Genomic DNA, 23985 nt, shown 5'->3' with positions numbered 1-23985 from the left:
GCGAATGTCCGCTTTGGGTCACGATCGACAAAACTCAAAGTGAGCATAACGCGTCCGCTTTCGCGGCCAGAGCCCACCTGCCGACGATGATTCAAGGCCCCTAGATCGAGGGGCCGAATCATGCTTCTGCGAACTCACCGACAATGAGTGGTCTGCTATCAAGTCGTGCGATCAGGCTATGGCTGCGGGCTAATGAGTCCGCGTCCTGGTCAGCGGCATATCTGGATATTGCCGCCGCTTGGATAGGGGCCGCCCGCCTCAAACGTCCTGTACTCGACGCGACAACCGGTGTTCGCGGAACGGCAGCCGCCCTGATCGCACACGACCTGGCCAGATGCCCGGCCGGATGCCTGAGGCGATGCTTGAGGCCTGGGCGCGCTGACCTCGGGCCGCGGCCGTTCCCGCACCGGACGCTCGGGGCGATCATCGGTATCGCGCTTGGCCACAGGCTTGTTGGCGCGGCGCTTTTCGCATTCATTGTCGTCGTTGAGCACCGAACCCTGGGCGCAAGTGATCTTGCTGCAGCGGTCGCCGTCGGCCCTGAAGCCATGTTCGCAGACCGGCGGACAGACGCGTGACGGTTTCAGCTTGATCGCATCCAGCGCGTCGACGCTGGCCACTTTGGCATCAAGCCTGGTTCCTGCGTAGCGGTTGAACAGCGTCAGCGAGCGCTTCGAAGCCGCGTTCCAGTCGCCATCGGCAGCGCCGGTCAGGCAGCCAACACGGCGCAGTTCGGCCTGCACCGACTTGGTGATGTCAGCCGGGGCCGCTGCGGGGGGCAGAGCCGCGAGATTGACGGCCTTTTCCTTCACAGCTTCCTTGGCGGGCGCGGGTGCTTCAGCCGCGAGGCGCTTTTGTTCGGCCGCCGCAGCCTGGTCCTGCGCAATCTGCTTGGCCTTTTCGGCGGCGATGCGCGCCTGCTCGGCGGCCCTGACATCAGCCTCGGCCTTCGACTGCTCCGATCTCTGAGCCCCTTCGGCGACGAGCCGTGCCCGTTCCTGCTCGGCCAGCCGCGCCTTCTCGGTGGCGGCGATGCGGATTTCCTCGGCGGCGATCTTGTCGAGCTGCAGCTTGGCGAGGCTGGCATAGAAGCCGTCGGGATATTGCTTGAGGAAGGCATCGAGCGCGTTCTTGTTGCCGAGTTGCAGCGCCAGTTCGTAATCGCGGCGGGCTTCGGCCTGCGCGCTGAGCGCCGGCGCGGGCGCCGCGGCGGCGGGCGCCGGTTTGGCAGGGGCCGGCACCAGCGGCACGTCTTCGCCGCCCAGCGAACCATAGACAAACGGCTCCTGCCGGTTGCCGGTGGTCTTGAGCACTTCGTCGCGGACGAATCCGAAAGCGCGGCGCACGTCGAGCCCCGGGGTTGCGATATGGCGCGACAGCGCGGCTGTGAACGGGCTGTTCTGGCCGTCGCCATCGGCCGCGGTGAATCCGGCCTTGGCCGAATAGGCGATCAGCACGTTCGGGCTGCTCGGCTCCACCTTGGCGAGGCCCTGCCCGATCGCGCGCGAGGCAACCGTCCGCTTCATGGTCTTGGCAAACGGATTGTCCCGGCAGGCGTCGAGAATGACGAGCCGCAATTTCTTGGCCGGCTCGATCGCGATCAGCACGCGATCCAGCGAGAGGGCCTCGTCGTAAACGTCCGTGTCGCGTTCCAGTTTTGCATCGACCGGAATCAAATAGTTCGAGCCGTCCACCTCGATGCCGTGGCCGGCGTAATAGACGACGGCGATGTCGGCGTCCCGGGCACGGTCGGCGAAGTCGCGCAGCGCGCGCCGGGTTTCGGCCGCGGGCAGATCGCGGCGGGAATCGACGACATCGAAGCCGGCCTCCTTCAGCGTCGCGGCGATCTTGGCGCTGTCGTTAACCGGATTGGCAAGCTGCGGGACATTCCTGTAGGCGGAATTGCCCAGCACCAAGGCGACGCGCTTCTCGGCAAACGCCGGCTGGCACACAGCCAGCAGCGCCGCGGCGGCGAGCACCCATCGATGCAATTTTAGAGATCCAGACCTGATCATGACGCTTCCGGAGCCTCGCACTTTCGCACCGGATATACCTATCATAAGCATAGGGCCGGCTTTGTGAGTTGGGTCACGAACCGCATCGACCCGGATCGCGCCGCCATTTTACCGCCAATCCGGCAAACAGGCCACGGGTTCGCCCGTTGGCAGGTCATGTTTGACGCCGGGCTCATGCGGCCGGCTTCGTCCCGCCAATTGCTACGCCTATTCCGGGCGTTCAGCGCGGGACAACGTGACCCTGGTACTGCGGCAAATCGTCGGTGATGGAGAACCAGGACGCTTTGGAACCCACGAAGATGTGCGCGGTCGGGCGGATCGAGGGAGCATCGACCAGCGTCCCCATCGCGACATGGACGAAGGCGCCGTCGCGCACCACCGAATAGAGCAAGGAGCCGCATCGCCGACAGTGCGCGTTGTGGCCGGCATCGTCGCCATGGATCATCACGATATCGTCACCCGCGGTGATACTGAGCCTGTCGCGCGCGATGCCGGCAAACGGCTTGAACGCCGACCCGGTGGTCCGCCGGCAATTCGAACAATGGCAATTGAGGGCATATTCGAATGAATCGGCCACCGCGTAACGCACCGCGCCGCAGAAGCATTCTCCGGCCAGAATGCGAGCATTCGAATTCGCTGAACCCGTCATGATTCAATTCCCTGCTGCGGTCTTGAACTCATCGATAGCGCAATGCATCTGTTCGTGGCTTACTTCAACTCGAACAATCCTGCATCCTGGGGAGGACTATTGTGAGCGAAGACCGATCGAGCGTCGAAGCCGTCGTCCAAAATTATTTCGACGGCCTGTATGAAGGCAATGCCGACAAACTCGGCGCGATCTTCGATCCCACCGCTGATTTGCGCTGGGTGGAGAAGGGCGAATTGCAGGTGCTGACCGTACCGGACTGGCTGGACCGCGTGCGCAAGCGCCCGTCAGCCAAGGCCGAAGGCAAGCCGCGCGAGGATTTCATCGTCACCATCGACCGCTCGGACGAATCCACCGCCTTCATCAAGGTGCGCTGCCAATTGCCGCCGCGTTATTTCACCGACTATCTGGTGGCGATGAAGCTCGCCGACGGCTGGAAGATCGTCTCAAAATCCTATCGCTACGATCTGCGCGAGTGACGGCTGCTTAAGCCTGCATAGGAGAACGCGCCGTGAGCTACGACCGTTCGACCGTCGAAGCCGTGGTCCAGCATTATTTCGACGCCGTCTACGAAGGCGACGTCGACAAGCTCGGTGCGATCTTCCACCCCTCCGCCGATTTGCGGTCGCTGGAGAAGGGCAGACTGAAGGTCCTCGCCATGCCCGACTGGCTGGATTACTTCCGCAAGCGGCCGTCGGCGAAGGCCGAAGGCAAGCCGCGCGAGGATTTCATCGTCACGATCGACCGTTCGGATGAATCCACCGCCTTCATCAAGGTGCGCTGCCAATTGCCCCCGCTGTATTTCACCGACTATCTGGTGGCGATGAAGCTCGCCGACGGCTGGAAGATCGTCTCGAAGGCCTACCGCTACGATCTGCGCGGGTAGTCTCCCCCGTCCGCGGGTCCATCCGACCGGATTGACGTCCAAGGGGTTTCCCTGCGAATTGGGGAGATCATGGACACCAAGTTTCAGATCTTTTTGATCCTGCTCGCCGTGCTGGCGGGCACCGCCCTGCTGGCGCGGCGAATCAATGTCGCGTCGGCCATCCTGATGATGCTCGTCGGCATCGTGCTCGCCTTCGTGCCGGGCATGCCGTCGATCGAACTGCCGCCGGAACTGGTGCTGCTGGTGGTGCTGCCGCCGCTGATCTATTCGGCCAGCGTCGCCATGAGCTGGCGCGAATTCAAATTCAACCTCCGCCCGATCACGCTGCTGGCGGTCGGCTGCGTGATTTTCACCGCTTTCGCGGTCGCCGCCGCCACGCATTACCTGATCGGGCTGCCATGGACCGTCGGCTTCCTTTTGGGTGCCATCGTCGCCCCGCCCGACGTGGTGGCGCCGCTGGCGATTGCCCGCAAGCTCGGCATGCCGCGCCGGATCCTCGTCGTGCTCGAAGGCGAGGGCCTGGTCAACGATGCGACCGCGCTGATCCTCTATCGCTTCGCGGTCGCGGCGATCCTGACCGGCATGTTCTCGCTGCCGAAGGCCACCGGCACCTTCGCTGTCATCGTCGTCGGCGAGTTGCTGTTCGGTCTCGCGGTCGGCTGGCTCAGCCTGCGCATGCGCCACCGCGCCCGCGATCCGCAGGTCGAGATCACGCTGTCGCTGATCACGCCCTATCTCGCCTTCTGGATACCGCACCATCTCGGCGGTTCCGGCGTGATCGCCACCGTCGCCTGCGGGCTCTATATGAGCTGGAACGGGCCGCTGTTGATCTCGTCGGCGACGCGCCTGCAGGGCATCTTCTTCTGGGACCTCGTGATCTATCTGGTCGAGGGTTTTCTGTTCTTGCTAACCGGCTTCCAGATGCGCTCGCTGTTCGAGAAATCGAAGGCGTTCCCGCTGGACGAAATCCTGTTCGCCACCGCGCTGGTCACGGTCATCGTGATCGTCGCGCGGTTCGCCTGGGTCTTTCCTGCCATCTATCTGCCGCGCCTCTTGAACCCGCGCCTGCGGGCGCGCGATCCCAGCCCGCCATGGCGAAACACCTTCGTGATCGCCTTTACGGGCGTGCGCGGCGCGGTGTCGCTTGCCGCGGCGCTGGCACTGCCGCTTGCGCTGCCGAATGGCGACGCGTTCCCGCATCGCGACCTGATCCTGTTCGTTTCCTTCGGCGTCATTTTCATCACCCTGGTCGGACTGGGGTCAGGCCTGCCGCTGCTGGTGCGGTGGCTCGGTCTGGCGCAGGCCGGCCGCAGCGAACACATCGCCGAGCACGAAGCCGAAATCGCGGCGCGGCGCGAGGCGCTCAATGCCGCGCTCAAATCGCTCGATGCCATCACCAACGACCGCGAATTGACCGACGAAGTCGTCAAGCTGCTCCGCGCGCGGCACGAATCCCGCACCAACCAATTGCCCGATTCGTTCAATCCCGACGTGGAGGACGCATCGGCAGCCGGCACCGACCTGACACGCGAGCTGATCGCGACGGAACGTAAATTCATTCACGCCTTGCTGCGCGACGGCAAGATCACCGACGAGACCCGGCGCCGGATCGAGCGCGACCTCGACCTGGAGGAAGCGAGTTTGAGCAACCGCGAATATCGAAGGATTCCGTTGTAGGCCCGCATCCATCGACACGTCGTCCCGGCCTTGAGCCGGGACGACACGTCACTCCGCCGCAACGTTCCGCCCGGGACCACCGACGAAACCTGCCGCATCGCCGAAGCGCTCGATCATCACGGCGGTGAGGTCTTTCGTCTTGCTGGTGACGCAGGCACCGGAGCGTACGGTGTAGCGGTCCTGATACCGGGCATGCGGCGGCGCCTCGCCCTGCTGCAGCGCGCGGGCGGCCTCCATCACAAGTTTGCGGAAATGCATGATGCCCAAATCGGTCGGGCCGAGATGTTCTCGCGTCCGGTCGGCTATCGGGCCCTGGCTGTCCTGCACCGCAGCATCCTGTTCGGAAACGCCCTTGATGCCGGTGTAGCTTTTCGTCTTCTGCAGCTTGCGATCGATCAGATAGTCGTTGGCCTTGTTGCGCAGCGGAATGTAATTCTCGTCGACTTCCGACATCACGCCGTTGCCGCGGTCATAGCCGTCGCGCTCTGCCTGCGTCAGCGGGCGCTCGGGATTCCACGCATAGGTGTAGATCCAGCAGCTGGTATCGGTCACCGGTACAAAACTCTGACCAAAAATGTTCTCGCCCGGCATCGAGCTCGGCGCATAGGCATGCACCGGCATCAGGAATTGGGCGATGCGCCAGTAGATGTTGTCGGACCCGGTGAGCCGCCCACCGGCGACGGTGAGGCCGGCCGCGTGCGGGCTGATCTTGATCACCGGACGCGGGTCCTCGGCGATCCAGCGCATATGGTCGGTCGCAACCCGCGTGAGCGGATTCACAAAATGCTTCTTGATGTCGAGGATCTCGTTCTCTTCCTTCTCGAAGCTGAGATGCGCGAAGGTGAAGTGCGCGGTGTCGATCGATCCTTCGAGCGCCTGCACCCAGTTGCAGTCCTGCCATTTCTTGGTGACGTAGCGGTGCGAGGCCGGCACCAGCGCCATTTCCAGCGCCGGCAATTCCGGCATCTGGTCCGCCGGGCCCATATAGGCCCAGATCATGTCGCCCCATTCGCGCACCGGATAGGATTTGATCCTGATCAGGTCCTTGGCATTCAGATCGGGATAGGAGGTCGGCATGTCGACGCAGTTGCCATCGGTGTCGAACTTCCAGCCGTGATAGACGCAGCGGATGCCGCACTCCTCGTTGCGGCCGAGCCAGAGATTGGCGCCGCGGTGCGGGCAATACTGATCGATGACGCCGACCACGCCGCGCGTGTCGCGGAACGCCAGCAGTTCCTCGCCCATCACGACGATCTTCTTCGGGGTGCCATCAGCATCAGGCAGTTCCGCCGACAGCAGTACCGGCATCCAGAACCGGCGCAGCAATTCGCCCATCCCCGTTCCCGCCCCGCTTTCGGTCAGGAAGGCGTTGTCTTCCGCGCGGAGCATGGCGTGACCTCCGGGGGCTTGTTTTGATTTTGGCTGAGATTGACGCAGGTTGTGTGGGGCGTCAACGCGATCATCGATATTATAGATTGCATTAGTCAAAACACACAACGAAGATGCATTTCGCCATCAGCCCTCGAGGTTTAATGACAATTCGCAGGTTCAATCACGTCTTCTTACCTAGCTCGCAAGGAACAGGAAGTCTCCCAATCATCGAGCTGACAACGACGGAAATCGCCCATGCTGCGATTCGCGAGATAGTGCAGATTTCGCTTTCCGCTGCTCCGTTTGACTTGTTTGTTGATCAATTGCTCGTTCCCTCCGATGCTTGGTTTCGATGGGTTAGCCCGTTGGGACAGATTCGGGAGACCAAAACAGCATTATCGGGATTGTTTGGACGCTTTGTTGCACGCGCGTACTTGGCTCGATATTGCCAATTTCGATACTTCGAACCGATCCGATCCGACACGCAGACACTTTCGGGCTGGCCTAGCTTTACAGTTAAGCGCGTTGACAGCGGCGACTTGCCGGATTGGATAGTCGCCACCGCAGGGGGAGCAAACTCTATCGCAATTGCCGAGGCTAAGGGATCGCACAATACGAGCGGCTACAGTGCCCCACTGAGCGCGGCCAAGACTCAAGCGCGACGAATCGTGATAAAGTCAGGAACGACAACGCTGGCAGTCAAGCGCTACGCGATAGTAAGTCGATGGTCCGTACAGGGAATTCCTAACCTCAACATGCCATGGCTTGCGGTAGATGACCCTGAGGAGGGTGAACGTCCGCCGAGTCCAGATGAGCGGAAACTACTAGCAAGGAGTATTGCACTTGGACATTTCGCCGCGATGGCGGAGGGTCTTGGTGCCACTGCAATTTCGATGGCCCTGCATCAAGCGAAACAAGGCAGTCCAGGCAGTTTGCAACTGCCCGAGCAGGAGCTGGTCCAAGTCGAGCGGGAGGATGCAAGCGCGAGAATAGTTCTGGGCGCGGCGGTTACTAATTCAGGCATCATACCATTGCCCCGCTACGGAGAACTTGAAGAGTTCCGTTCTTCCCTGCAGACGGTTTTCGGAGGCAAAGTAATGCTGCTGACAATCGATGGCGCAACGCTCAAGCAAATCGATGCTGGCACATTTCCGACCGAAGCGGAGCAACCTAAGGAGCCAGTCGGCGAGCCATCATTTTGGACGGAGGAACGACAACATTTTGACGGAACCGAACTGATCCCAATGAGTCTGGTATCGCTTTCAAGACCGCCGACAGCAGATCAGTTGGGGGGTTAGATTTCCAGCAGACAAGCGTTCTGACGGGTTCTCGACGCTTACTGCTCGTCGTCAACACCGTGTCACACCGGCTGCTCGCCCTTCACGGTCACGCACCTGAACGGTAATCCCACATCGCGCGGTGCCAGGAGCAGAAGCTAATCAACAGGATTGGCCCGCAGCTTAGCGTCAACTCGCGCCTTTCAAATGGTACCGACCATCACCATCGTGGCAAACGGGGAGATCGGTTCCGAGTTTTTTCTTCAGCTTGTGTACGATTGCGTGTGGGGCCTTAAAGAACTTGTTGTAGGAAGGACTCTCAGTCGTCTCTGGTCCGTGGGAGAGCAGAGTAAGGAAATCAACTTCCTGCTGAGTCAATCCGATCCTCTGACCGTCAGCATCAACGGCGGCCTTCTCGTGACCAATGATCTTCCACTTCCCGACAATCTTGGTTTCCTTTCGCCCTAGAGAGATGATTGATTCTCGCTCCAGCACTTCCTGGGAAGTGTAAGTAGCTACAAATCGCCTCATCCAAGAATACATACGCATATGTTTCCGCGAGTCATCACCCTGCAGATCAAACGCATCGTCGAATCCAACCGTAATAAGTTCCTCAAAAGCCGTATCAGAGAGAGTTAAGAAGGAGAACGCAAAGAGCAGCCCGCGCTTGTCCGCGCTTGCGAGGTAAATCATCTCCTTCAATTCATGAAGGGGTTGGTTTTCCGATACATCGACAAATACCACGGTCTTCTTGTTGGCTTCGCCGGTGCGATAAATATCGTAGAGGTCTGAAATACGCCTGACTAACGTGACATCTTTAAAGCGACCCAATTTTTCGTGGGTGCTCGGGAGCAGAAATGACGTAGCGCGTTCGTCATGCGAGACAACGAAAATTTGGAACTGCCTGGTATCTTCAATTTTGACCAAGGGAAGCGGTTTGCTGGCTTCGCTCACAGTGGCCCCATCTTGGATAGTTTCGAAAGGGTATCGATAATCGAAGTGAGCTTACTGGCCCCCGCGAACGCAAGAATAAACGCTAAGATGATTAGTGAGCCAACCCACGCCCCTCCCAGCCAGATGGCGAGCAGCGACGCGAGAACAGCAAATACAAATAAGCCGGCCCTTAGGTAAAGTTCGGTCATGAGCCACCCGCTGGTAGATATGGCTCACGATAGACTTACAACTCTTACTTATGCGTAAACGCCGTAAGTTGTCATCTTAACTTGCTGAAAAAGGTATCTAGATACTTCAACCTCACACCGGCCGCTCGCCTTTCACCGTAACCCGCGTACCCGACCTTGTATGCGGCCAGTAATCCCACATCGCGCGGTGCTGGGCGCAGCGGTTGTCCCAGAACGCGATGGCGTTTTCGGTCCAGCGGAAGCGGCACTGGAACAGCGGATTTTCCGCGTGCTGATAGAGATAGGCGAGCATCGCATCGCTCTCGTCGCGGGGAACGCCGATCAGGAAACGCGTAAAACCGCGGTTGACGTAGAGCGCTTTCTTGCCGGTGACAGGATGCGTGCGCACGACCGGATGCTCGGCGCAGGGATATTCCGGACGGTCAGCCACGCCGTAATTGGCATAGAGCCCGCGATAGGTCTGCTCGCCGTCATGCAGCGCGGTGAGCCCGTCGAGATAGGCCTTCATGCGGTCCGACAGCGATTCATAGGCCGCATACATGTTGGCAAACAGCGTGTCGCCGCCGCGCGGCGGGCACTGTTTGATGTAGAGGATCGAGCCCATCGGCGGCTCGACGTCGCAGGACACGTCGGTGTGCCAGCCCTCGCCATTGGCGCGCGGTGAATCCTTGTCGGCGTAGATCTTCATCAGCGCCGGGTCCTCGCCCTCATGTGGCGCCGCCGGATGGATGTGCAGCTCGCCGAACTGCCGGCCGAACGCCAGATGCTGCTGCGGCGTAATGTGCTGGTCGCGGAAGAAGATCACGAGGTTTTCGGCGAGCGCACGATGGATTTCGTCCATCGTGCGATTCGACAAGGAGCTCGCAAGATCGACGCCCGAAATCTCCGCACCGATGATCGGGGTCAGCTTCTCGACGCCGATGGTCTCATAGGGCTCGCTCTCGCCGGCGATGTGCCGATAGCGGGGGCCCTGCTTGCTGGAGAGTGAACTCATCGGCGTTTCTCCCAATCATTATTGATTGGAAGCATCGTAGCTCAGGCGCGGCGAAGTGCAATGCAAGTAGCTCGTCGTCCCTGCGAACGCAGGGACCCATAACCACAGGAGCACGTTGTTGTGAAAGCTGGAGCCACAGCCCGGCATAACCACAAAGCCCTGTGGTTATGGGTCCCCGCGTTCGCGGGGACGACGTGTGGAGAGCGGCTACTCCGCCGCCGTCACCGGCGTCTTCGCTCCCGCCCCATAACGCTGGTCGATGTAATCGATCACCAGCGCCTTGAAGTCGGCGGCGATGGAAGGGCCGCGCAACGTGCGGAACTTCTTGCCGTCGACGAACACCGGGGCGGCCGGGGCTTCGCCGGTGCCGGGCAGCGAGATGCCGATATTGGCGTGCTTGGATTCGCCGGGGCCATTGACGATGCAGCCCATCACCGCGACGTTCAGGGCTTCGACGCCGGGATACTGCGTCTTCCAGCCCGGCATCTCTTCCCTGATGAAATCCTGGATCGAGCGCGCCAGTTCCTGGAACGTGGTCGAGGTGGTGCGGCCGCAGCCGGGGCAGGCCGCGACCAGCGGCACGAAGGTTCGAAAACCCATGGTCTGCAGCAGTTCCTGCGCGACCTGGACTTCCAGCGTGCGATCGCCGCCGGGTTCGGGCGTCAGCGAAATGCGGATGGTGTCGCCGATGCCTTGCTGCAACAGGATGCCGAGCGCCGCCGAAGACGCCACGATGCCCTTCGATCCCATGCCGGCCTCGGTGAGGCCGAGATGGATCGCGTAATCCGAGCGCTCCGCGAGCACCTCATAGACCGCGATCAGATCCTGCACGGCGGAAACCTTCGCCGACAGGATCATCTTGTTCTTGGGCATGCCCAGCTCTTCGGCGCGCGCCGCCGACAATAGCGCCGACTGCACCATCGCCTCGCGCATCACCGCCCGCGCATCGCGCGGGTTCGGCAAGAGCATGTTCTCGTCCATCAGCTTGGTCAGCAGTTCCTGATCGAGCGAACCCCAATTGGCGCCGATGCGGACCGCCTTGTTGTTCTTGTTGGCGATCTCGATGATGTCAGCGAACTGGGTGTCGCGCTTGTTCTTGAAGCCGACATTGCCGGGATTGATGCGGTATTTGTCGAGCGCTTCGGCGCAGGCCGGATAATCCGCCAGGAGCTTGTGGCCGATGTAATGGAAATCGCCGATCAGGGGCGTGGTGATGCCGCGCTTGCGCAGGCCGTCGCGGATATGCGGAACGGCGGCGGCGGCCTCGTCACGGTCCACCGTGATGCGGACCATCTCCGAGCCGGCGCGCGACAAGGCTGCGACCTGGGCGATGGTGCCGTCGATATCGGCGGTGTCGGTGTTGGTCATCGACTGCACGACGATCGGCGCACCGCCGCCGACGGCGACATTGCCGACCATGACCTGGGTGGTTTTATGCCGGGCGCTGGGGCCGGCGACGTCGTCTTGCGGCGGTTTTTCGGGCTTGTTCATGGCGTCTCGAATATCAGGTTTTGGTGACATTCACCAAGGGGACGGGAATGGGCCAGTCGGCCGCATCCGAATTTGAACTTTATCTCTGTATTTTCAATGGCTTAATCCGGCCATTGCGGTTCGAGGTGGGCGATCAACACTCGGCCTCCCCTGTCAGCTATATTGGACAGGAATCGCCGGATTGAAAGAGCTGCTTGCGCCGGGCAGCCCGGCTTTTCATCCGTCGCCGCACACCCTAGCATTGTTCAAATTAACGGGAGGTCAGCATGTCGGAGCTCATCAGCACGGTGGAACTTGCCGGCATCCTCGATCAGCCCAACCTGCGGCTGTTCGATTGTACGACCTATCTCGAACCGGCGCCCGCGGGCAGCGACGTGCCCTATATCGCGGTGCCCGGCGACCAGACCTTCGCGGCCGGCCATATTCCCGGCGCGGATTTTCTCGACCTGCAGGGCGAATTCTCCAAACAGGGTATCGAGCTTCGCTTCATGATGCCTGATATCGCGCAGCTCGAGGCGGCGTTCGGGCGGCACGGCGTCGGCCCGGACAGCCGCGTCGTGCTCTATTCCATCGGCACGCCGATGTGGGCGACGCGGTTCTGGTGGATGCTGAGATCGCTCGGCTTTGACAATGTCGCCGTGCTCGATGGCTGCTTCGACAAATGGAAGGCCGAAGAGCGGGAGATCGAGACCGGCGCGCCTAAGGGATACAAGAAGGCCAAGTTCAAGGCGAAGCCGCGGCCCGGCTTTTTCGTCGGCAAGGACGAGGTGCTCGCTGCTGTCAGGGATCACAGCGCCGTCGTCGTCAATGCGCTCGGCCCGCAATTCCACAAAGGCCTGGAGCCGAGCCGCTATGGGCGGCCCGGGAGGATTCCCGGCAGCTGCAACGTATCAGCCGCAACCTTGCTCGATCCATCGACGCGCGTTTTCGTGCTGCTTGCGGACGCCGAAGCGAAATTTGCCACGCAAGGCCTGCGCAAGGACAAGCAGGTAATCGCCTATTGCGGCGGCGGCATCTCGGCCACCATCGATCTGTTCCTGCTGCACCGGCTCGGCTACGACGACCTCACGCTCTACGACGCCTCGATGGGCGAGTGGGCCAAGGACGAGGCGCTGCCGATCGAGACGGATTAGGGCCAGTCGTCATACCCGGCCTTGTGCCGGGCATCCACGTCTTTGCCCGCCATTAAGCAAGAAAGACGTGGATGGCCGGGATATAGGCGAGCGCAAGCGACGCCGTCCTTCAGACGGCTATATGCCCGGCCATGACGGGTCAATCACACCCTCACACGTTCGGATCCGGCGCTACTTCCGCCCTTGCCGCTTCCGGCCGGTTGACGAGATAGAGCCCGGCGATGACCAGCAGCGCTGCGACGCCAAACGCGATCGTCAGCGTGTCGTGCAGGATGAAATACGCGGCCACCACGCCGAACAGCGGCGTGATGAAGGTGAAGGCCGACAGTTTGCTGGCCGAATAGGTTTTCACCAGCGCAAACCACAGCAGGAACGTCAGGCCCACGACCCAGAACGCCTGATAGGCCAGTAGCGCCAGCGACAGCGGTCCGGGAACGTGGGTGATGGTTTCGCCGGAAATCCACGCAGCCAGCGCCAGGATCGGGATCGAGATCGCCACCTGATAGCCGAGGCCTTTTTCCGCCGGCGCCTTGATCAGCGCGGTCGCCTTGACGATCAGCGTCGTGGTCGCCCACAGCGCGCCGCCGGCGACGATCAGCAAGTCGCCCATCAACACATTGGCATCGACATTGGCCTGGGGGACGCCGATCGCGAGCGCCACGCCGGCGAAACTCAAAGCGAGCCCGCCCCATTGCGAGGCGCGCAGGCGTTCGCCGAGAAAGACATAGGAGCCGAGGGCTACGAAGAACGGCGCCGTGTACAAAAACACCGCGGCCCGCGACGCCGACGTCAGCAGCAGGCCGCGATAGATCAGCACGAATTCAATGCCGAAGATCATGCCCGCAATGACGCCTGGCCACAGCGTGCCGTCGCGCTCGAAGAATCTGACGCCGCGAAACCAGCCGATGATCAGCAACACCGGCAGCGCGCCAAGCGAGCGGACCAGGGCCTGCAGCATCGGCGGCACGTCCGGCAATACCAGCTTCACCGCGATCTGATTGAAACCCCAGCTCAGGCACAGCATCAGCATCAAGGCGATCGCGCCCGGGGTGAGGGCACGCCCGGCGGCAGAAATCACAGGATTGGACGACATTTATCCTCGTGGCCGGCTTGGCGCCGTGTTGGTTACTGGCATGATCCCGAAAGGTGGCCTTCCGGTTTTCGGATGAGGACCATGCCAAAAAAATCTAAGAAGCTTTCTGACAATGCGCGCAGGTGCCGGCAATTTCGACGACGGAAAGCTTTGGCGCAAAGCCGGACGCGCGCGCCGCCGCATTGAGGCTTTGGGCAACCGGGGCTGCGGGAATTTCGCCGACCGAGCCGCAATGGTCGCAGATCAGGAACGCCACCATCGCGGTCGCGTCATGGTCATGCGCGCAGGCAAGGAAAGCGTTGCGGCTTTCGATGCGGTGGACGAGGCCGTTCTCCATCAGGAAATCCAGCGCGCGGTAGACCGTGATCGGCGCCGGCCGCGGCATCGTCTTGGCGAGTTCGTCGATCACCTCATAGGCCCCGAGCGGACGGTGGCTGGACAATAGCGCCTGCAGCACCTGACGCCGGATCGGGGTGAATTTCTGCGCCCGCTTGGCGCAAACCTGCTCGGCATGCGCGATCGCGTCCGCGGCGCAGCGGCCGTGATCGTGGTCAGGTGCGGGAAAGGTTGGTTTTGCCAGGGTCATTGCGTCGGGTTTGTAGCATTTTGGCGGCCAATCCCAAAGCCCGCTGGTTCCGCAGACACCAGCCATGTTCTGAGGGCGGAGCTGGTAACTGCTAACCCGGCATGCGGAATTCATAAGCAAGCTTATAATATCCAAAGCTTATGGAGGCTGGCGATGCGCGGTTCCGTGGATATGAACTTCCTGTTTACGCTCGGCGAGGTGCAGCGGATGATGCGCGCCTATGCCGACAAGCAGGCGGCGCGCTATGGCATCACCCGCGCGCAATGGGCGGTTTTGGCCAAGGTCGAACGATCCGAGGGCCTGAAGCAGACGGAACTCGCCGAACTGATGGAAATGCAGCCGATCACGCTGACGCGGCTGATCGACAAGCTCTGCGACAATGGCTGGATCGAGCGCCGCGGCGACGAGACCGACCGCCGCGTCAACCGGCTTTATCTGAAGAAGGCTGCGCGCCCATTGTTGGGCAAGCTCTCCGGCTTGCGCTCCGAACTCACCGCGACCGCGCTGGACGGCATCAACCCCGCCGATGCCCACCGCCTGCTGTCGCAACTCGACCTGATCAAGGAAAACGTTCGCAACGCGGTCCAGAATCCGCCCAGCGAACCGCCCCGAAAGGAGCAGCGTTATGGCTGATCCCGTGCTCAAATTTCCCCCTGAACAGAAGGCCGCCGAACAGAAGGGCGCCGAACCGACCCCGCGCCCGAAACTGGCGTCGGAGCCGCGCCGCCGGCTGATGGCCGGCATGCGCCGCTATCGGCGCTTCCTGCTGCTGGTGGTGCTGCCGCTGGTGTCAGCGACGGCCGGCATCACCTTCTATCTCAATGGCGGCCGCTACGTGACCACTGACGACGCCTATGTCGGCGCGCAGAAGGTGCTGATCACGTCGGACGTGTCGGGCAAGATCATCAACGTGACCGTGAAGGAAGGCCAGCAGGTCTCGACCGGCGACACCCTGTTCCAGATCGACCCGGTGCCGTTCCGGCTGGCGGTGGCGCAGGCGCGCTCCAAACTTGACGACGCCAAGGTCAGCCACGACACCCTTGTCGCCAATGTGAAGCTGTACGGACAGACCATCGAACTGGTCAACGCCGGCATCGCGCTCAAGCAAAAGGACGTCGAGCGCAAGAATTCGCTGGTCAAGAGCCAGGCCGGCTCGCAGCTCGATCTCGACAACAGCGCCACTACCCTGGTCACCGCACAGGCGCAGCGCCAGCTCGTCACACAACAACGTTCCAACGCGCTCAACCAGCTGCTCGGCGATCCCGAGCTGCCGCTCGAAGCGTTTCCGGCCTACATGCAGGCCAAGGCCGCGCTCGACGACGCCCAGCGCAACCTCGATTTGACCACCGTGCGCGCGCCGATGAACGGCGTCGCCACGCAGGTCGAACAGATCCAGCTCGGCCGCTTCGTGATGGCGGGCAGCCCGGTATTTTCAATCATCGACGTCGCCAACCCCTGGGTCGACGCCAATCCGAAGGAATCCGACTTCACCTATGTGGCGGTCGGCCAGAGCGTCACGCTCGACGTCGACGCCTTCCCCAACCATGTGTTCAAGGGCACGATCGGCTCGCTCTCGCCCGGCACCGGCGCGCAGTTCGCGATCCTGCCGCCGCAGAACGCGACCGGCAATTTCGTCAAGGTGGTGCAGCGCGTCCCGGTGCGGATCTATTTCGACAAGAACGACAAGTTCGTCCGCAAGCTCAAGGCCGGCATGAGCGTCTATGCCAGCATCGACACCAACCACCGCCGCTCGCTCGCGCACCTGCTCGGCCTCTCGCCGGCCGCGGCTAACCACGAAACCGACTGACCATGCCGGCGCCGGGCCCGACAGCAGCTGCGGTTCCCGGCCTGCGCCGGAACATGGTGACGATCTGCGCCATGACGGCGACGATCATGCAGGCGCTCGACACCACCATCGCCAATGTCGCGCTGCCCTACATGCAGGGCTCGCTGTCGGCCTCGCAGGACCAGATCAACTGGGTGCTGACTTCCTATATCGTCGCCGCCGCGATCATGACCGCGCCGGTGGGATGGATCGCCAACCGCTTCGGCCGCAAGCGCATCTTCATCATCTGCTCGGGCGGCTTCACGATTGCTTCCGTGCTGTGCGGCCTGGCGCAAGACATCAACCAGATGGTGCTGTTTCGCCTGCTGCAGGGCGTGTTCGGCGCGGCACTGGTGCCGCTGTCGCAGGCGGTGATGCTGGATTCCTACGCGCTGCATGAGCGCGCCAAGGCGATGGCGATCTGGGGCATGGGCGTGATGATGGGTCCGATCATGGGCCCTTCACTGGGTGCCTGGCTGACCGAAACCTATTCCTGGCACTGGGTGTTCTTCGTCAATTTGCCGTTCGGCATCTTCACCGTGCTCGGCCTTGTCATCTTCATGGACGAGACCGGAAAGGACCAGGACCTGCGCTTCGACTGGTTCGGCTTCACGGCGCTCGCGATCGCGATCGGATCGCTGCAGCTGGCGCTCGACCGCGGCGAGCAGCTCGGCTGGCTGGAATCCAACGAGATCGTCGCCGAATTCATCATCGCCGGCATCGGCTTCTATTATTTCCTGGCGCATTCGTTCACGACCTCGAAGCCGTTCATCCAGTTTGCGCTGTTCAAGGACAAGAATTTCGTCGGCGGCTGCGTGTTCATGGCGGTCATGGGCCTGGTGCTGTTTTCGACCATGGCGCTGTCGTCGCCGTTCCTGCAGAACGTGATCGGCTATCCCATCATCACCGCGGGCGTGCTGCTGGCGACCCGCGGCTGCGGCACCTTCGTCGCGATGATGCTGGTCGGCCGGATGATGCGCTTTGTCGAGGCGCGCAATTTGATCATCACCGGCCTCAGCATCACCGCTATTTCGCTGTTCTACATGACGGGGTGGACCGACCAGACCGGCGTCACCGAGATCGTCGTGATCAGCGTGCTGCAGGGCTTCGGCTTCGGGCTGGTGTTCGTGCCGCTGTCCACCGTGGCGTTCCTGACGCTGCCCAATCATTTGCGCACCGACGGCACCTCAATGCTGACGCTGATGCGCAACGTCGCCAGCTCGATCGGCATCTCCGTCGTGATCTCGCAGCTGACCGAGGGATCGCGGCGGGTCTATGCGGGGCTGTCGGAAAATATCAACCCGTTCAACCACGCCCTGCAGATGCCCAATGTGCGCGGCATGATCGATCTTGGCACCGACACCGGCCGCGCCATGGCCGACGCCATGGTCAAGGCGCAGTCGCAGATCATCGCCTTTTCGCAGGACTACCAGCTGGTGATGCTGTTCGTTCTGGTCTCGATCCCGCTGGCCATCATGATCGGTTCGACCAAGGCGACGCTGCGCGCCCAGTCGGTGGCGCCGGACCATGCGGTGATTGAATAGAGACTATCTCGCCTCGCCGGGTTTGGCCTGCAGGCACAAGTACATGCCGCCAAGCGATAGTGCGCCGCCGATCAGATGGACGATCGTCGGCGCCTCGCCGAGAAAGACGATCGACAGCACCGCACTGACGACCGGGCCGAGGTAGAGGCTGAGCGACGTCGATACCGCGCCGAAGCGCGCGCCGAGAAAGGCATAGGCTGCATAGGCAAACAGCCCGGGGACGAGGCCTGCGAAGAGATAGACCAGCGCGGCGCGGCCGGTGAAGGCGGCTGATGGCGTCTGCCAGATTTCATGGAGCGCAAACGGCAGCGAGAACAGCGCGCCGGCCGCCGCGAACAGGCCGATCCGTGCCAGGAAGCTGACGCCCTGGCCGACGCGATTTTGCATCAAGGTGTATCCGGCCCAGCCCAGCATCGCGAGCAGCGCCAGGAGATCGCCGGTGGAGAGGCCCGTCCCGACTGAGGCCTGTCCCTTGGTGATGATCAGGAGCGCGCCGGCCAGCGCGACCGCCATGCCGATGATTTGCCTGCGGGCGATGGATTCCCGCCCCGTGGCAAAGGAGAACAGCAGCACGACGATCGGCGAAAGCGCCATGATCAGCGCGAGGTTGATCGCCGACGTGGTGATCCCGGCGACATAGACCGGGCCGCCGCAGATGAACATGCCGAGAAAGCCGGCCAGCGCGATGCCCGGCCACTGCCCGCGCAACGCTGCGGGCTTCTCGCGCAGCGCCATCACGACGACGGGCAGCAGGCCAAGCGCCACGATGCTCCAGCGAAAGAACGCGATCGAGAACGGCGGAACGCTGCCGGCCACGCCGCGCGCCAGGATCATGTTGGAGACCTGGGCGGTGGCGACCAGCAGGAAGCCGAGCAGGCCCAGCACTTCGTGGGTCCGTGCGTCTGTTCCGGTTTGTGGTTCGCCCATGGTCGATCGTCTCTGATATCAACGGCGGCGCGATCACGCCCCGCCGTTCCTATCAGCTACCACACCGACCCGCGTTGCTCTACCGGCAGCTGAAGCTGGCGGCCTGCGTCACCGGCCCGCTGCCGTTCCACGTCGTTTTCAGCGGATAAACGCAGATCGGATAGCTGATGCTCTTGTCGCGCGAGGTCAGCAGGATGTCGCCGGGCGCTTCGGCCTTCTCGACCCAATCGACCAGCGCGGTGAAGAACTGGTCCTGATCGCGCGTCGGCGTCTGGTTGGCGTTGCCGGGCAATTTCGGCATCGGCACGGTGTCGTTCTTGCCACCGACCGTGTAGGCCCGGCCCTGCGAAGAGTGCGCGACGCCCGGCACCAGGTACATCCGCATGAACTTCGCCACCTCGGCGGGCCCGCCCATCTGAGCCAACACGCGCTCATGATAGTTGATGTTGCCGGCGGGCGGGATCGCATCGTCGACGAGGCCGGTCCAGATCACCACCTTGCGGCCGAGGTCGCGCAGTTTTGCGAGATCCGCCTTGTCGGTGACGAGGTTGCTGAACAGCGTCGGCTGCAACGCGACGTTCTTGGCGACGGCATCGGCCAATCCGGCATAATCGAGTTCGAGCCATTTGTTGCGCACGGCTGTCGATCCGTTGGTGATCGGCACTGCCGCGGTCGCGCTGGCATCGGCGGCATAGCTGACGTCCTGCATCGCCTGGGCCACGGCGTCCGCACCGGCGCTCGTGATCTGGCCGCCAATCCCGGTCCCGCGGGTGAACGCCCACCAGACCTGCTTGGGACCGAGCGACTTGCCGCTGCGGCTGTCCGGCGTCTGGGCGGCGTCGAAACTGCCATCCGGTGTGGCGCCGTACCAGATCCGGTTCAGCGCCATCGCCTCCTTTGCGCTCATGCAGGTCGCGGCATCCGAATTGCTGCCGGTCACGCCGTCGCCGGTCGCACCGGCACACAGCGCGGCGGCATCGCGTGCGGGGTTGTAGTTGCAGGCAAAGGGATCGAGCAGGAAGCCGAGCCCGGCGGTGTCGCAGGTGGCGACGGCGCGCTGGTTGGCGGCGGCGACCTTGGCGGCAAAGGCCTTCGCCGCGTCCTTGTTCACTGACGTGAAGCCGAGTTCGGTCTTCATCACGATCTGCGGATACAATCCGGATGTTCCGAACTTCGCGATATTCGGCGCGGGCTGCGCGATCAGATAGCCGTCGTAGAGTTCAGGATATTCCTGGAAGACCTTCATGCCTTGCCGGCCGCCCTGGGAATGGCCGTCGTAATAAGTGTATTTGGGCGCCTTGCCGTAATAGACGTTGACCAGCGCCTTGGTCTTGTTGGCCTGCTCCACCATCGCGCGCACCGAGAAGTCGCGCAGCGACTCGGTATTGAGCTTGCCGTCGGAGAGGAATGTGAACGAGCCGTCCTGATACCAGGGCTGCCCGGCATCGGTGGTGCCCGAGGCATAGCCGATATTGGCGTTGACGATCGCCGGAACCTTGCTGCCGATCTGCCCGGCGATGCGATGTCCGCCGCCGACCCAGCCGCCGCCGCCATAGTTGCGGATGCGCTCGTTCCAGTTGGCAGGCGCCGGCAGCCAGACCTCGATGCCGATGCCCTCGGAATACGAGCGCGCGGTCTTGTCCTTTTCGGCCGTGGCGCCGGGGCCCACCAGCAGCTTCACCAGGCAGATGTCAGCCGCCGCCGTCACCGGCTGCGGCGCATCGGGCGCCTTCAATTCCTCGCCCTTCTTCACCTGACGAACCGCAACAACGGTCGTCTCGGCGTCAGGCTTGAATGCCGTCTTGATGCCATCGTCGCAAGGGAGTTGCTGCGCCAAGGCAGGCGTGATCTGGCCGCAGGCAGCCAGCAACAGGACCGCCCAAATGCGGTTGCCCGGTGTGATCGACATCGTTTTCGCTCCCCTGATTTTTATGTAACTGTCGCTTATGCGGATGGCTGATCGATCGCGCCGCCGAGAAAGAGCTGGCCGACGCGGGGATTGCTGAGCACCTTGTCGGCCCTGTCGACGAGACGGGTCTGGCCGAGTTCGAGCACGATGCCGTAGTCCGAAATTTCCAGCGCCGAGCGCGCGTTCTGCTCGATCAGCAGGATGGAGACGCCGCGGTCGCGCAGATCCTGCAGGATGCCAAACGTCTGCCGGATCATGAGCGGGGAAAGCCCGATCGACGGTTCGTCGACCAGCATCAATTGCGGATTGAGCAACAGCCCGCGCGCGATTTCGAGCTGCTTCTGTTCGCCGCCCGACAGCGTGGACGCCTGCTGCGTCGCCCTCTTGCGCAGAATCGGGAATCGATCGAGCGCGGCTTCGATGCGCGCCGGCAGATCGGGGATATCACGTCCCGCGACCACGGCACCGAGCTCGATATTGTGGCGCACGGACAATTCCGGGAAGATGTTGCGGCCCTGCGGCACGTAGCAGATGCCGGATGTGAGCAGTTCGCGCTGGCTGAGGCCGGTGACGTCGCGGCCCTTGAACATGATCTTACCTTCGCGCAGTTTGAGCAGGCCGAAGATCGCCTTGAACACGGTGGATTTTCCGGCGCCGTTCGGCCCGATCACCGTGGTGATGGTGCCCGCCGGCACCGAGAAACTGGTGCCGTTGAGGATGGTCATTTTGCCGTAGCCACCGATCAGGCCTTTAACGTCGAGGATGGGTTCGCTCATCCGTGTTCCCTCATCCACCGGTTCAGTGACCGAGATACGCGTCGATGACGGCGCTGTTGGCACGGATTTCAGCGGGCGTACCGATCGCCAGCACCTTGCCTTCCGCCATCACCACCACGCGCGAGCACAGCGACATCACGAATTCCATGTTGTGCTCGATCACGACGAAGGTGGCGCGCTTCTCGCGGTTGATCTCGGCCAGCCGCGCCTTGAGATCGCCGAGCATCGTCAGATTAACGCCGCCGGCCGGCTCGTCGAGCAGCACCAGCCGTGGCCCGCCCATGAAGGCCATGGCCGCATCGAGCAGTTTCTGCTGGCCGTAGGACAATCCACCGGCCAGTTCACCGGCGAGATGGCCGAGCTTGAAAAACTCGATCATCTGATCGGCCGCCTTGCTGAGGCCCGCATCCGATGGACCCAGCAGCCGCGACAGCATGTTGCCCTGGTGCTCCTGGCCGGCGAGGATGAGATTTTCCCGCACCGACAGTTTTGGAAACACCTGTAGCAATTGGAAGGTGCGGCTGACGCCGAGCCGGTTCAAATCCGACGGCCGAAACCCGGTGACGACCTTGCCATCGACCTTCACCTCGCCGGCACTCGGCTGCAACTGGCCGAGAATGCAATTGAACAAGGTCGACTTGCCGCAACCGTTCGGGCCGATCAGGCCGAGGATTTCGCCTTCCTGCACGTCGAAGCTGACGCCATCGACCGCTTTGATGCCGCCGAAATTCTTTTTGATGTCGCTGATTTCGAGAACCGCGGTCATGGCGCCGGCTCCAGTCCTGACTTCGCGACCGCGCGCAGTGCGGAGGCGGCCTTGGTGCGGCGCTCGGTCAGATAGCGATCGAGGATGCCCAGAATGCCGCTCGGCGAATAGATCAGCAGCAGGATCACCGCGACCGCGTAGAGCATCAGATAATAGCCCTGGGTGAAGCGCAGCCATTCGGGGAGCAGCACCGCGATCATCGCGCCGAGGAACGGGCCGAAGAAGAAGCCCGAACCGCCGACGATCACCATCATCAGGAGATCGAGCGAAAGAGAAAGGTTGAACGGGACGGGATCAATGTACTGCGTCAGCGGCGCATACAGCGTGCCGGCGACGCCGCCCAGCGCCGAGCCGATCGCAAACGCCATCAAGGTGTAGCGCCGTGTGTCGATGCCGAGCGAGAGCGCCCGCACCGGGTTTTCGCGCAGGGCTACGAAGGCGCGGCCCCAGGGCGAGCGGATCAGCCACCAGGTCGCGAACGACACCAGAGCCAGCGAGCCGAGGCAGACATAGTAGAAGGGCAGCGGCCGGTTGGTCGGATAGCCAAAAATCGTGGGGCGCGGAATATTGCTGATGCCGTAGATGCCGTTGGTGAGCCAGCTCTCGTTGCGGAACACCAGGAAGGCGAGCGTGGAAAACGCCAGCGTCACGAAGGCAAGATAATGGTGCCGCACCCGCAGCGCCGGATAGCCGAGGATCCAGCCGATCGCGAAGCACAGGACGATGGCAACGCCGAGCCCCGCGATCAGTGGCATCCCGTTCGCGGTCATGATCGCCGCGGAATAGGCGCCGATGCCGACAAAGGCGCCCTGCGCCAGTGAGACCTGGCCGGCATAACCCAGCGTCAGGTTGAGCCCCATCGCGGCGATGGTCATGACAGCCCATTGGCTCAGGATGAACAGGCCGTAGCGATTGAGGTACATCGGCGCGATGATCAGGGCCGCGATCACGACCACACCGAGCGCGACGCGCCAATATCGGTTGAGTATGCTCATACCGTACGCTCCTCGGCGCGGCCAAGCAGTCCCTGCGGACGAAGCAGGATAATGAGAATCAGCAAAACCATCGGCACGGCCGCGCGATACTGCGTCGAGACATAGGCGGCGGCGAGATTGTCGACGACGCCGATCAGCAAGCCGCCGGCGATCGCGCCGCGCACCTGGTTGAACCCGCCGACGATTGCCGCGATGAACGCCGCCTGGCCCAGCACTTCGCCGCTGGAAAATTTGGCCAGATAGATCGGCGTGATCAGCAGCGAGGCCAGCGCCACCAGGAAGGCATTGATCAGGAACGTCAGCAGGATCATCCGCTCGACGGGAATGCCGATGATGCGGGCGACGGTCGGGTTCTGTGCGGTAGCCTGCATCTGATGGCCAATGGACGTGCGGTTCAACAGCATGGTCAATCCGACCACCGCGGCGATGGCGAGCGCGAGAACGCCGACGCTTTGCAGCGCGACCTGGCGGCCGAGGATCGAGATATCACCAGCCGGCACGATGGAGGGAAACGGCGAGGCTTCGGCGCTGAAGAACTGTTTCACGGCTTCCTTGATGCCGATCGCCAGCGCCATGGTCGCGATTGCCAGCGGCAGCACACCGTGGCGGAGCATCGGGTCGACCAGCAGCATCTTGAAGCCGAGGCCGAGCAGCAACAGCGACAGCAGCATGCCGATGACGATCGCGAGCCAGAACGGCGCGCCGACGTGCATCGCTGCCAGCATCAGGAACGCCGGCAGCATGACGAATTCGCCCTGCGCGAAGTTGATGGTCTGCGACGTCTGCCACAGCAGCGTGAAGCCGACCGCGACGATGGCGTAAATCGCCCCCGTCGCCAGTCCCGCTATCAGAAGATCAAGCAGATTGGACATGCTGGCCTCTGACCTTCAAAGCCCATGATTAACCGGAACAAGCCTCCACGTCATTGCGAG

22 protein-coding genes are annotated in these 23985 nt (G+C 62.4%); 8 read left to right on the top strand and 14 right to left on the bottom strand.

Features of this window, described 5'->3' with window-relative positions:
- Positions 1 to 209 precede the first annotated feature (209 nt).
- Positions 210 to 2015, bottom strand: coding sequence for a caspase family protein (locus tag ABIE49_RS23235; protein ID WP_192736440.1), 1806 nt, complete (start codon positions 2013 to 2015; stop codon positions 210 to 212).
- Between the two features lie 220 nt (positions 2016 to 2235).
- Entirely contained in the window at positions 2236 to 2664 is a 429-nt protein-coding gene (locus ABIE49_RS23230) for a GFA family protein (RefSeq protein ID WP_192736439.1), read from the bottom strand.
- A 101-nt stretch (positions 2665 to 2765) separates the two neighbouring features.
- Between ABIE49_RS23230 and ABIE49_RS23225 the strand changes: the two genes are divergently transcribed.
- From ABIE49_RS23225 to ABIE49_RS23215, 3 genes are all read left to right on the top strand, one after another.
- Positions 2766 to 3140: a nuclear transport factor 2 family protein gene (locus tag ABIE49_RS23225; RefSeq protein ID WP_192736438.1), complete on the top strand. Its 375-nt coding sequence runs from the start codon at positions 2766 to 2768 to the stop codon at positions 3138 to 3140.
- A 32-nt stretch (positions 3141 to 3172) separates the two neighbouring features.
- The gene (locus ABIE49_RS23220; protein ID WP_192736437.1) at positions 3173 to 3547 is read left to right on the top strand and encodes a nuclear transport factor 2 family protein; all 375 of its coding nucleotides are present in this window, start codon (positions 3173 to 3175) and stop codon (positions 3545 to 3547) included.
- 69 nt (positions 3548 to 3616) lie between these two features.
- The gene (locus ABIE49_RS23215; RefSeq protein ID WP_192736436.1) at positions 3617 to 5224 is read left to right on the top strand and encodes a Na+/H+ antiporter; all 1608 of its coding nucleotides are present in this window, start codon (positions 3617 to 3619) and stop codon (positions 5222 to 5224) included.
- Positions 5225 to 5272: 48 nt separating this feature from the next.
- On the opposite strand, the gene ABIE49_RS23210 is transcribed toward ABIE49_RS23215, so the two are convergent.
- The gene (locus ABIE49_RS23210) at positions 5273 to 6613 is read right to left on the bottom strand and encodes a Rieske 2Fe-2S domain-containing protein (RefSeq protein ID WP_192736435.1); all 1341 of its coding nucleotides are present in this window, start codon (positions 6611 to 6613) and stop codon (positions 5273 to 5275) included.
- 143 nt (positions 6614 to 6756) lie between these two features.
- Here ABIE49_RS23210 and ABIE49_RS23205 point away from each other — a divergent pair, with 143 nt between their 5' ends.
- On the top strand, positions 6757 to 7893 hold the full coding sequence (locus ABIE49_RS23205) for a hypothetical protein (protein ID WP_192736434.1): 1137 nt from the start codon (positions 6757 to 6759) through the stop codon (positions 7891 to 7893).
- Positions 7894 to 8061: 168 nt separating this feature from the next.
- On the opposite strand, the gene ABIE49_RS23200 is transcribed toward ABIE49_RS23205, so the two are convergent.
- From ABIE49_RS23200 to ispG, 3 genes are all read right to left on the bottom strand, one after another.
- Positions 8062 to 8826, bottom strand: a complete 765-nt coding sequence (locus ABIE49_RS23200) for a hypothetical protein (RefSeq protein WP_192736433.1) — start codon at positions 8824 to 8826, stop codon at positions 8062 to 8064.
- Between the two features lie 300 nt (positions 8827 to 9126).
- Positions 9127 to 10008, bottom strand: a complete 882-nt coding sequence (locus ABIE49_RS23195) for a TauD/TfdA dioxygenase family protein (RefSeq protein WP_192736432.1) — start codon at positions 10006 to 10008, stop codon at positions 9127 to 9129.
- Between the two features lie 207 nt (positions 10009 to 10215).
- Positions 10216 to 11499, bottom strand: coding sequence for a flavodoxin-dependent (E)-4-hydroxy-3-methylbut-2-enyl-diphosphate synthase (gene ispG, locus ABIE49_RS23190; protein WP_192736431.1), 1284 nt, complete (start codon positions 11497 to 11499; stop codon positions 10216 to 10218).
- A 266-nt stretch (positions 11500 to 11765) separates the two neighbouring features.
- On the opposite strand from ispG, the gene ABIE49_RS23185 reads away from it, so the two are divergent.
- Positions 11766 to 12632, top strand: coding sequence for a sulfurtransferase (locus tag ABIE49_RS23185; protein WP_192736430.1), 867 nt, complete (start codon positions 11766 to 11768; stop codon positions 12630 to 12632).
- A 151-nt stretch (positions 12633 to 12783) separates the two neighbouring features.
- Here ABIE49_RS23185 and ABIE49_RS23180 read toward each other — a convergent pair whose 3' ends face one another.
- Positions 12784 to 13725, bottom strand: coding sequence for a DMT family transporter (locus ABIE49_RS23180; protein WP_192736429.1), 942 nt, complete (start codon positions 13723 to 13725; stop codon positions 12784 to 12786).
- 94 nt (positions 13726 to 13819) lie between these two features.
- Positions 13820 to 14311, bottom strand: a complete 492-nt coding sequence (locus tag ABIE49_RS23175) for a Fur family transcriptional regulator (RefSeq protein WP_192736428.1) — start codon at positions 14309 to 14311, stop codon at positions 13820 to 13822.
- A gap of 153 nt (positions 14312 to 14464) precedes the next feature.
- Here ABIE49_RS23175 and ABIE49_RS23170 point away from each other — a divergent pair, with 153 nt between their 5' ends.
- Genes ABIE49_RS23170 through ABIE49_RS23160 form a run of 3 tightly spaced genes read left to right on the top strand, consistent with a single transcriptional unit; the run spans position 14465 to position 17680 of the window.
- A complete protein-coding gene (locus ABIE49_RS23170) occupies positions 14465 to 14944 on the top strand; it encodes a MarR family winged helix-turn-helix transcriptional regulator (RefSeq protein ID WP_192736427.1) in 480 nt (159 codons plus the stop codon).
- The gene (locus ABIE49_RS23165; protein WP_192736426.1) at positions 14937 to 16118 is read left to right on the top strand and encodes an HlyD family secretion protein; all 1182 of its coding nucleotides are present in this window, start codon (positions 14937 to 14939) and stop codon (positions 16116 to 16118) included. The genes ABIE49_RS23170 and ABIE49_RS23165 overlap by 8 nt, the downstream gene beginning before the upstream one ends.
- A gap of 2 nt (positions 16119 to 16120) precedes the next feature.
- Entirely contained in the window at positions 16121 to 17680 is a 1560-nt protein-coding gene (locus ABIE49_RS23160; RefSeq protein ID WP_192736425.1) for an MDR family MFS transporter, read from the top strand.
- A 3-nt stretch (positions 17681 to 17683) separates the two neighbouring features.
- Here the strand turns inward: ABIE49_RS23160 and ABIE49_RS23155 are convergent, their stop codons facing one another.
- The 6 genes from ABIE49_RS23155 to ABIE49_RS23130 form a co-directional block, all read right to left on the bottom strand.
- A complete protein-coding gene (locus ABIE49_RS23155) occupies positions 17684 to 18607 on the bottom strand; it encodes a DMT family transporter (protein ID WP_192736424.1) in 924 nt (307 codons plus the stop codon).
- A 79-nt stretch (positions 18608 to 18686) separates the two neighbouring features.
- Positions 18687 to 20516 carry a tannase/feruloyl esterase family alpha/beta hydrolase gene (locus tag ABIE49_RS23150; RefSeq protein WP_192736423.1) on the bottom strand — a complete coding sequence of 610 codons (1830 nt, stop codon included), beginning with the start codon at positions 20514 to 20516 and terminating at the stop codon, positions 18687 to 18689.
- Between the two features lie 35 nt (positions 20517 to 20551).
- A complete protein-coding gene (locus ABIE49_RS23145) occupies positions 20552 to 21292 on the bottom strand; it encodes an ABC transporter ATP-binding protein (protein ID WP_192736422.1) in 741 nt (246 codons plus the stop codon).
- A gap of 22 nt (positions 21293 to 21314) precedes the next feature.
- On the bottom strand, positions 21315 to 22058 hold the full coding sequence (locus ABIE49_RS23140) for an ABC transporter ATP-binding protein (protein ID WP_192736421.1): 744 nt from the start codon (positions 22056 to 22058) through the stop codon (positions 21315 to 21317).
- Positions 22055 to 23053 carry a branched-chain amino acid ABC transporter permease gene (locus ABIE49_RS23135; RefSeq protein WP_192736420.1) on the bottom strand — a complete coding sequence of 333 codons (999 nt, stop codon included), beginning with the start codon at positions 23051 to 23053 and terminating at the stop codon, positions 22055 to 22057. The genes ABIE49_RS23140 and ABIE49_RS23135 overlap by 4 nt, the downstream gene beginning before the upstream one ends.
- Complete coding sequence (locus ABIE49_RS23130) at positions 23050 to 23925, bottom strand: branched-chain amino acid ABC transporter permease (RefSeq protein WP_192736419.1); 876 nt, start codon at positions 23923 to 23925, stop codon at positions 23050 to 23052. The genes ABIE49_RS23135 and ABIE49_RS23130 overlap by 4 nt, the downstream gene beginning before the upstream one ends.
- Positions 23926 to 23985 lie beyond the last annotated feature (60 nt).

It is taken from the genome of Bradyrhizobium sp. OAE829, from assembly GCF_040546575.1.
In the GTDB taxonomy this organism is placed as follows: domain Bacteria; phylum Pseudomonadota; class Alphaproteobacteria; order Rhizobiales; family Xanthobacteraceae; genus Bradyrhizobium.
This window is presented reverse-complemented; position numbering and strand designations above follow the sequence as displayed.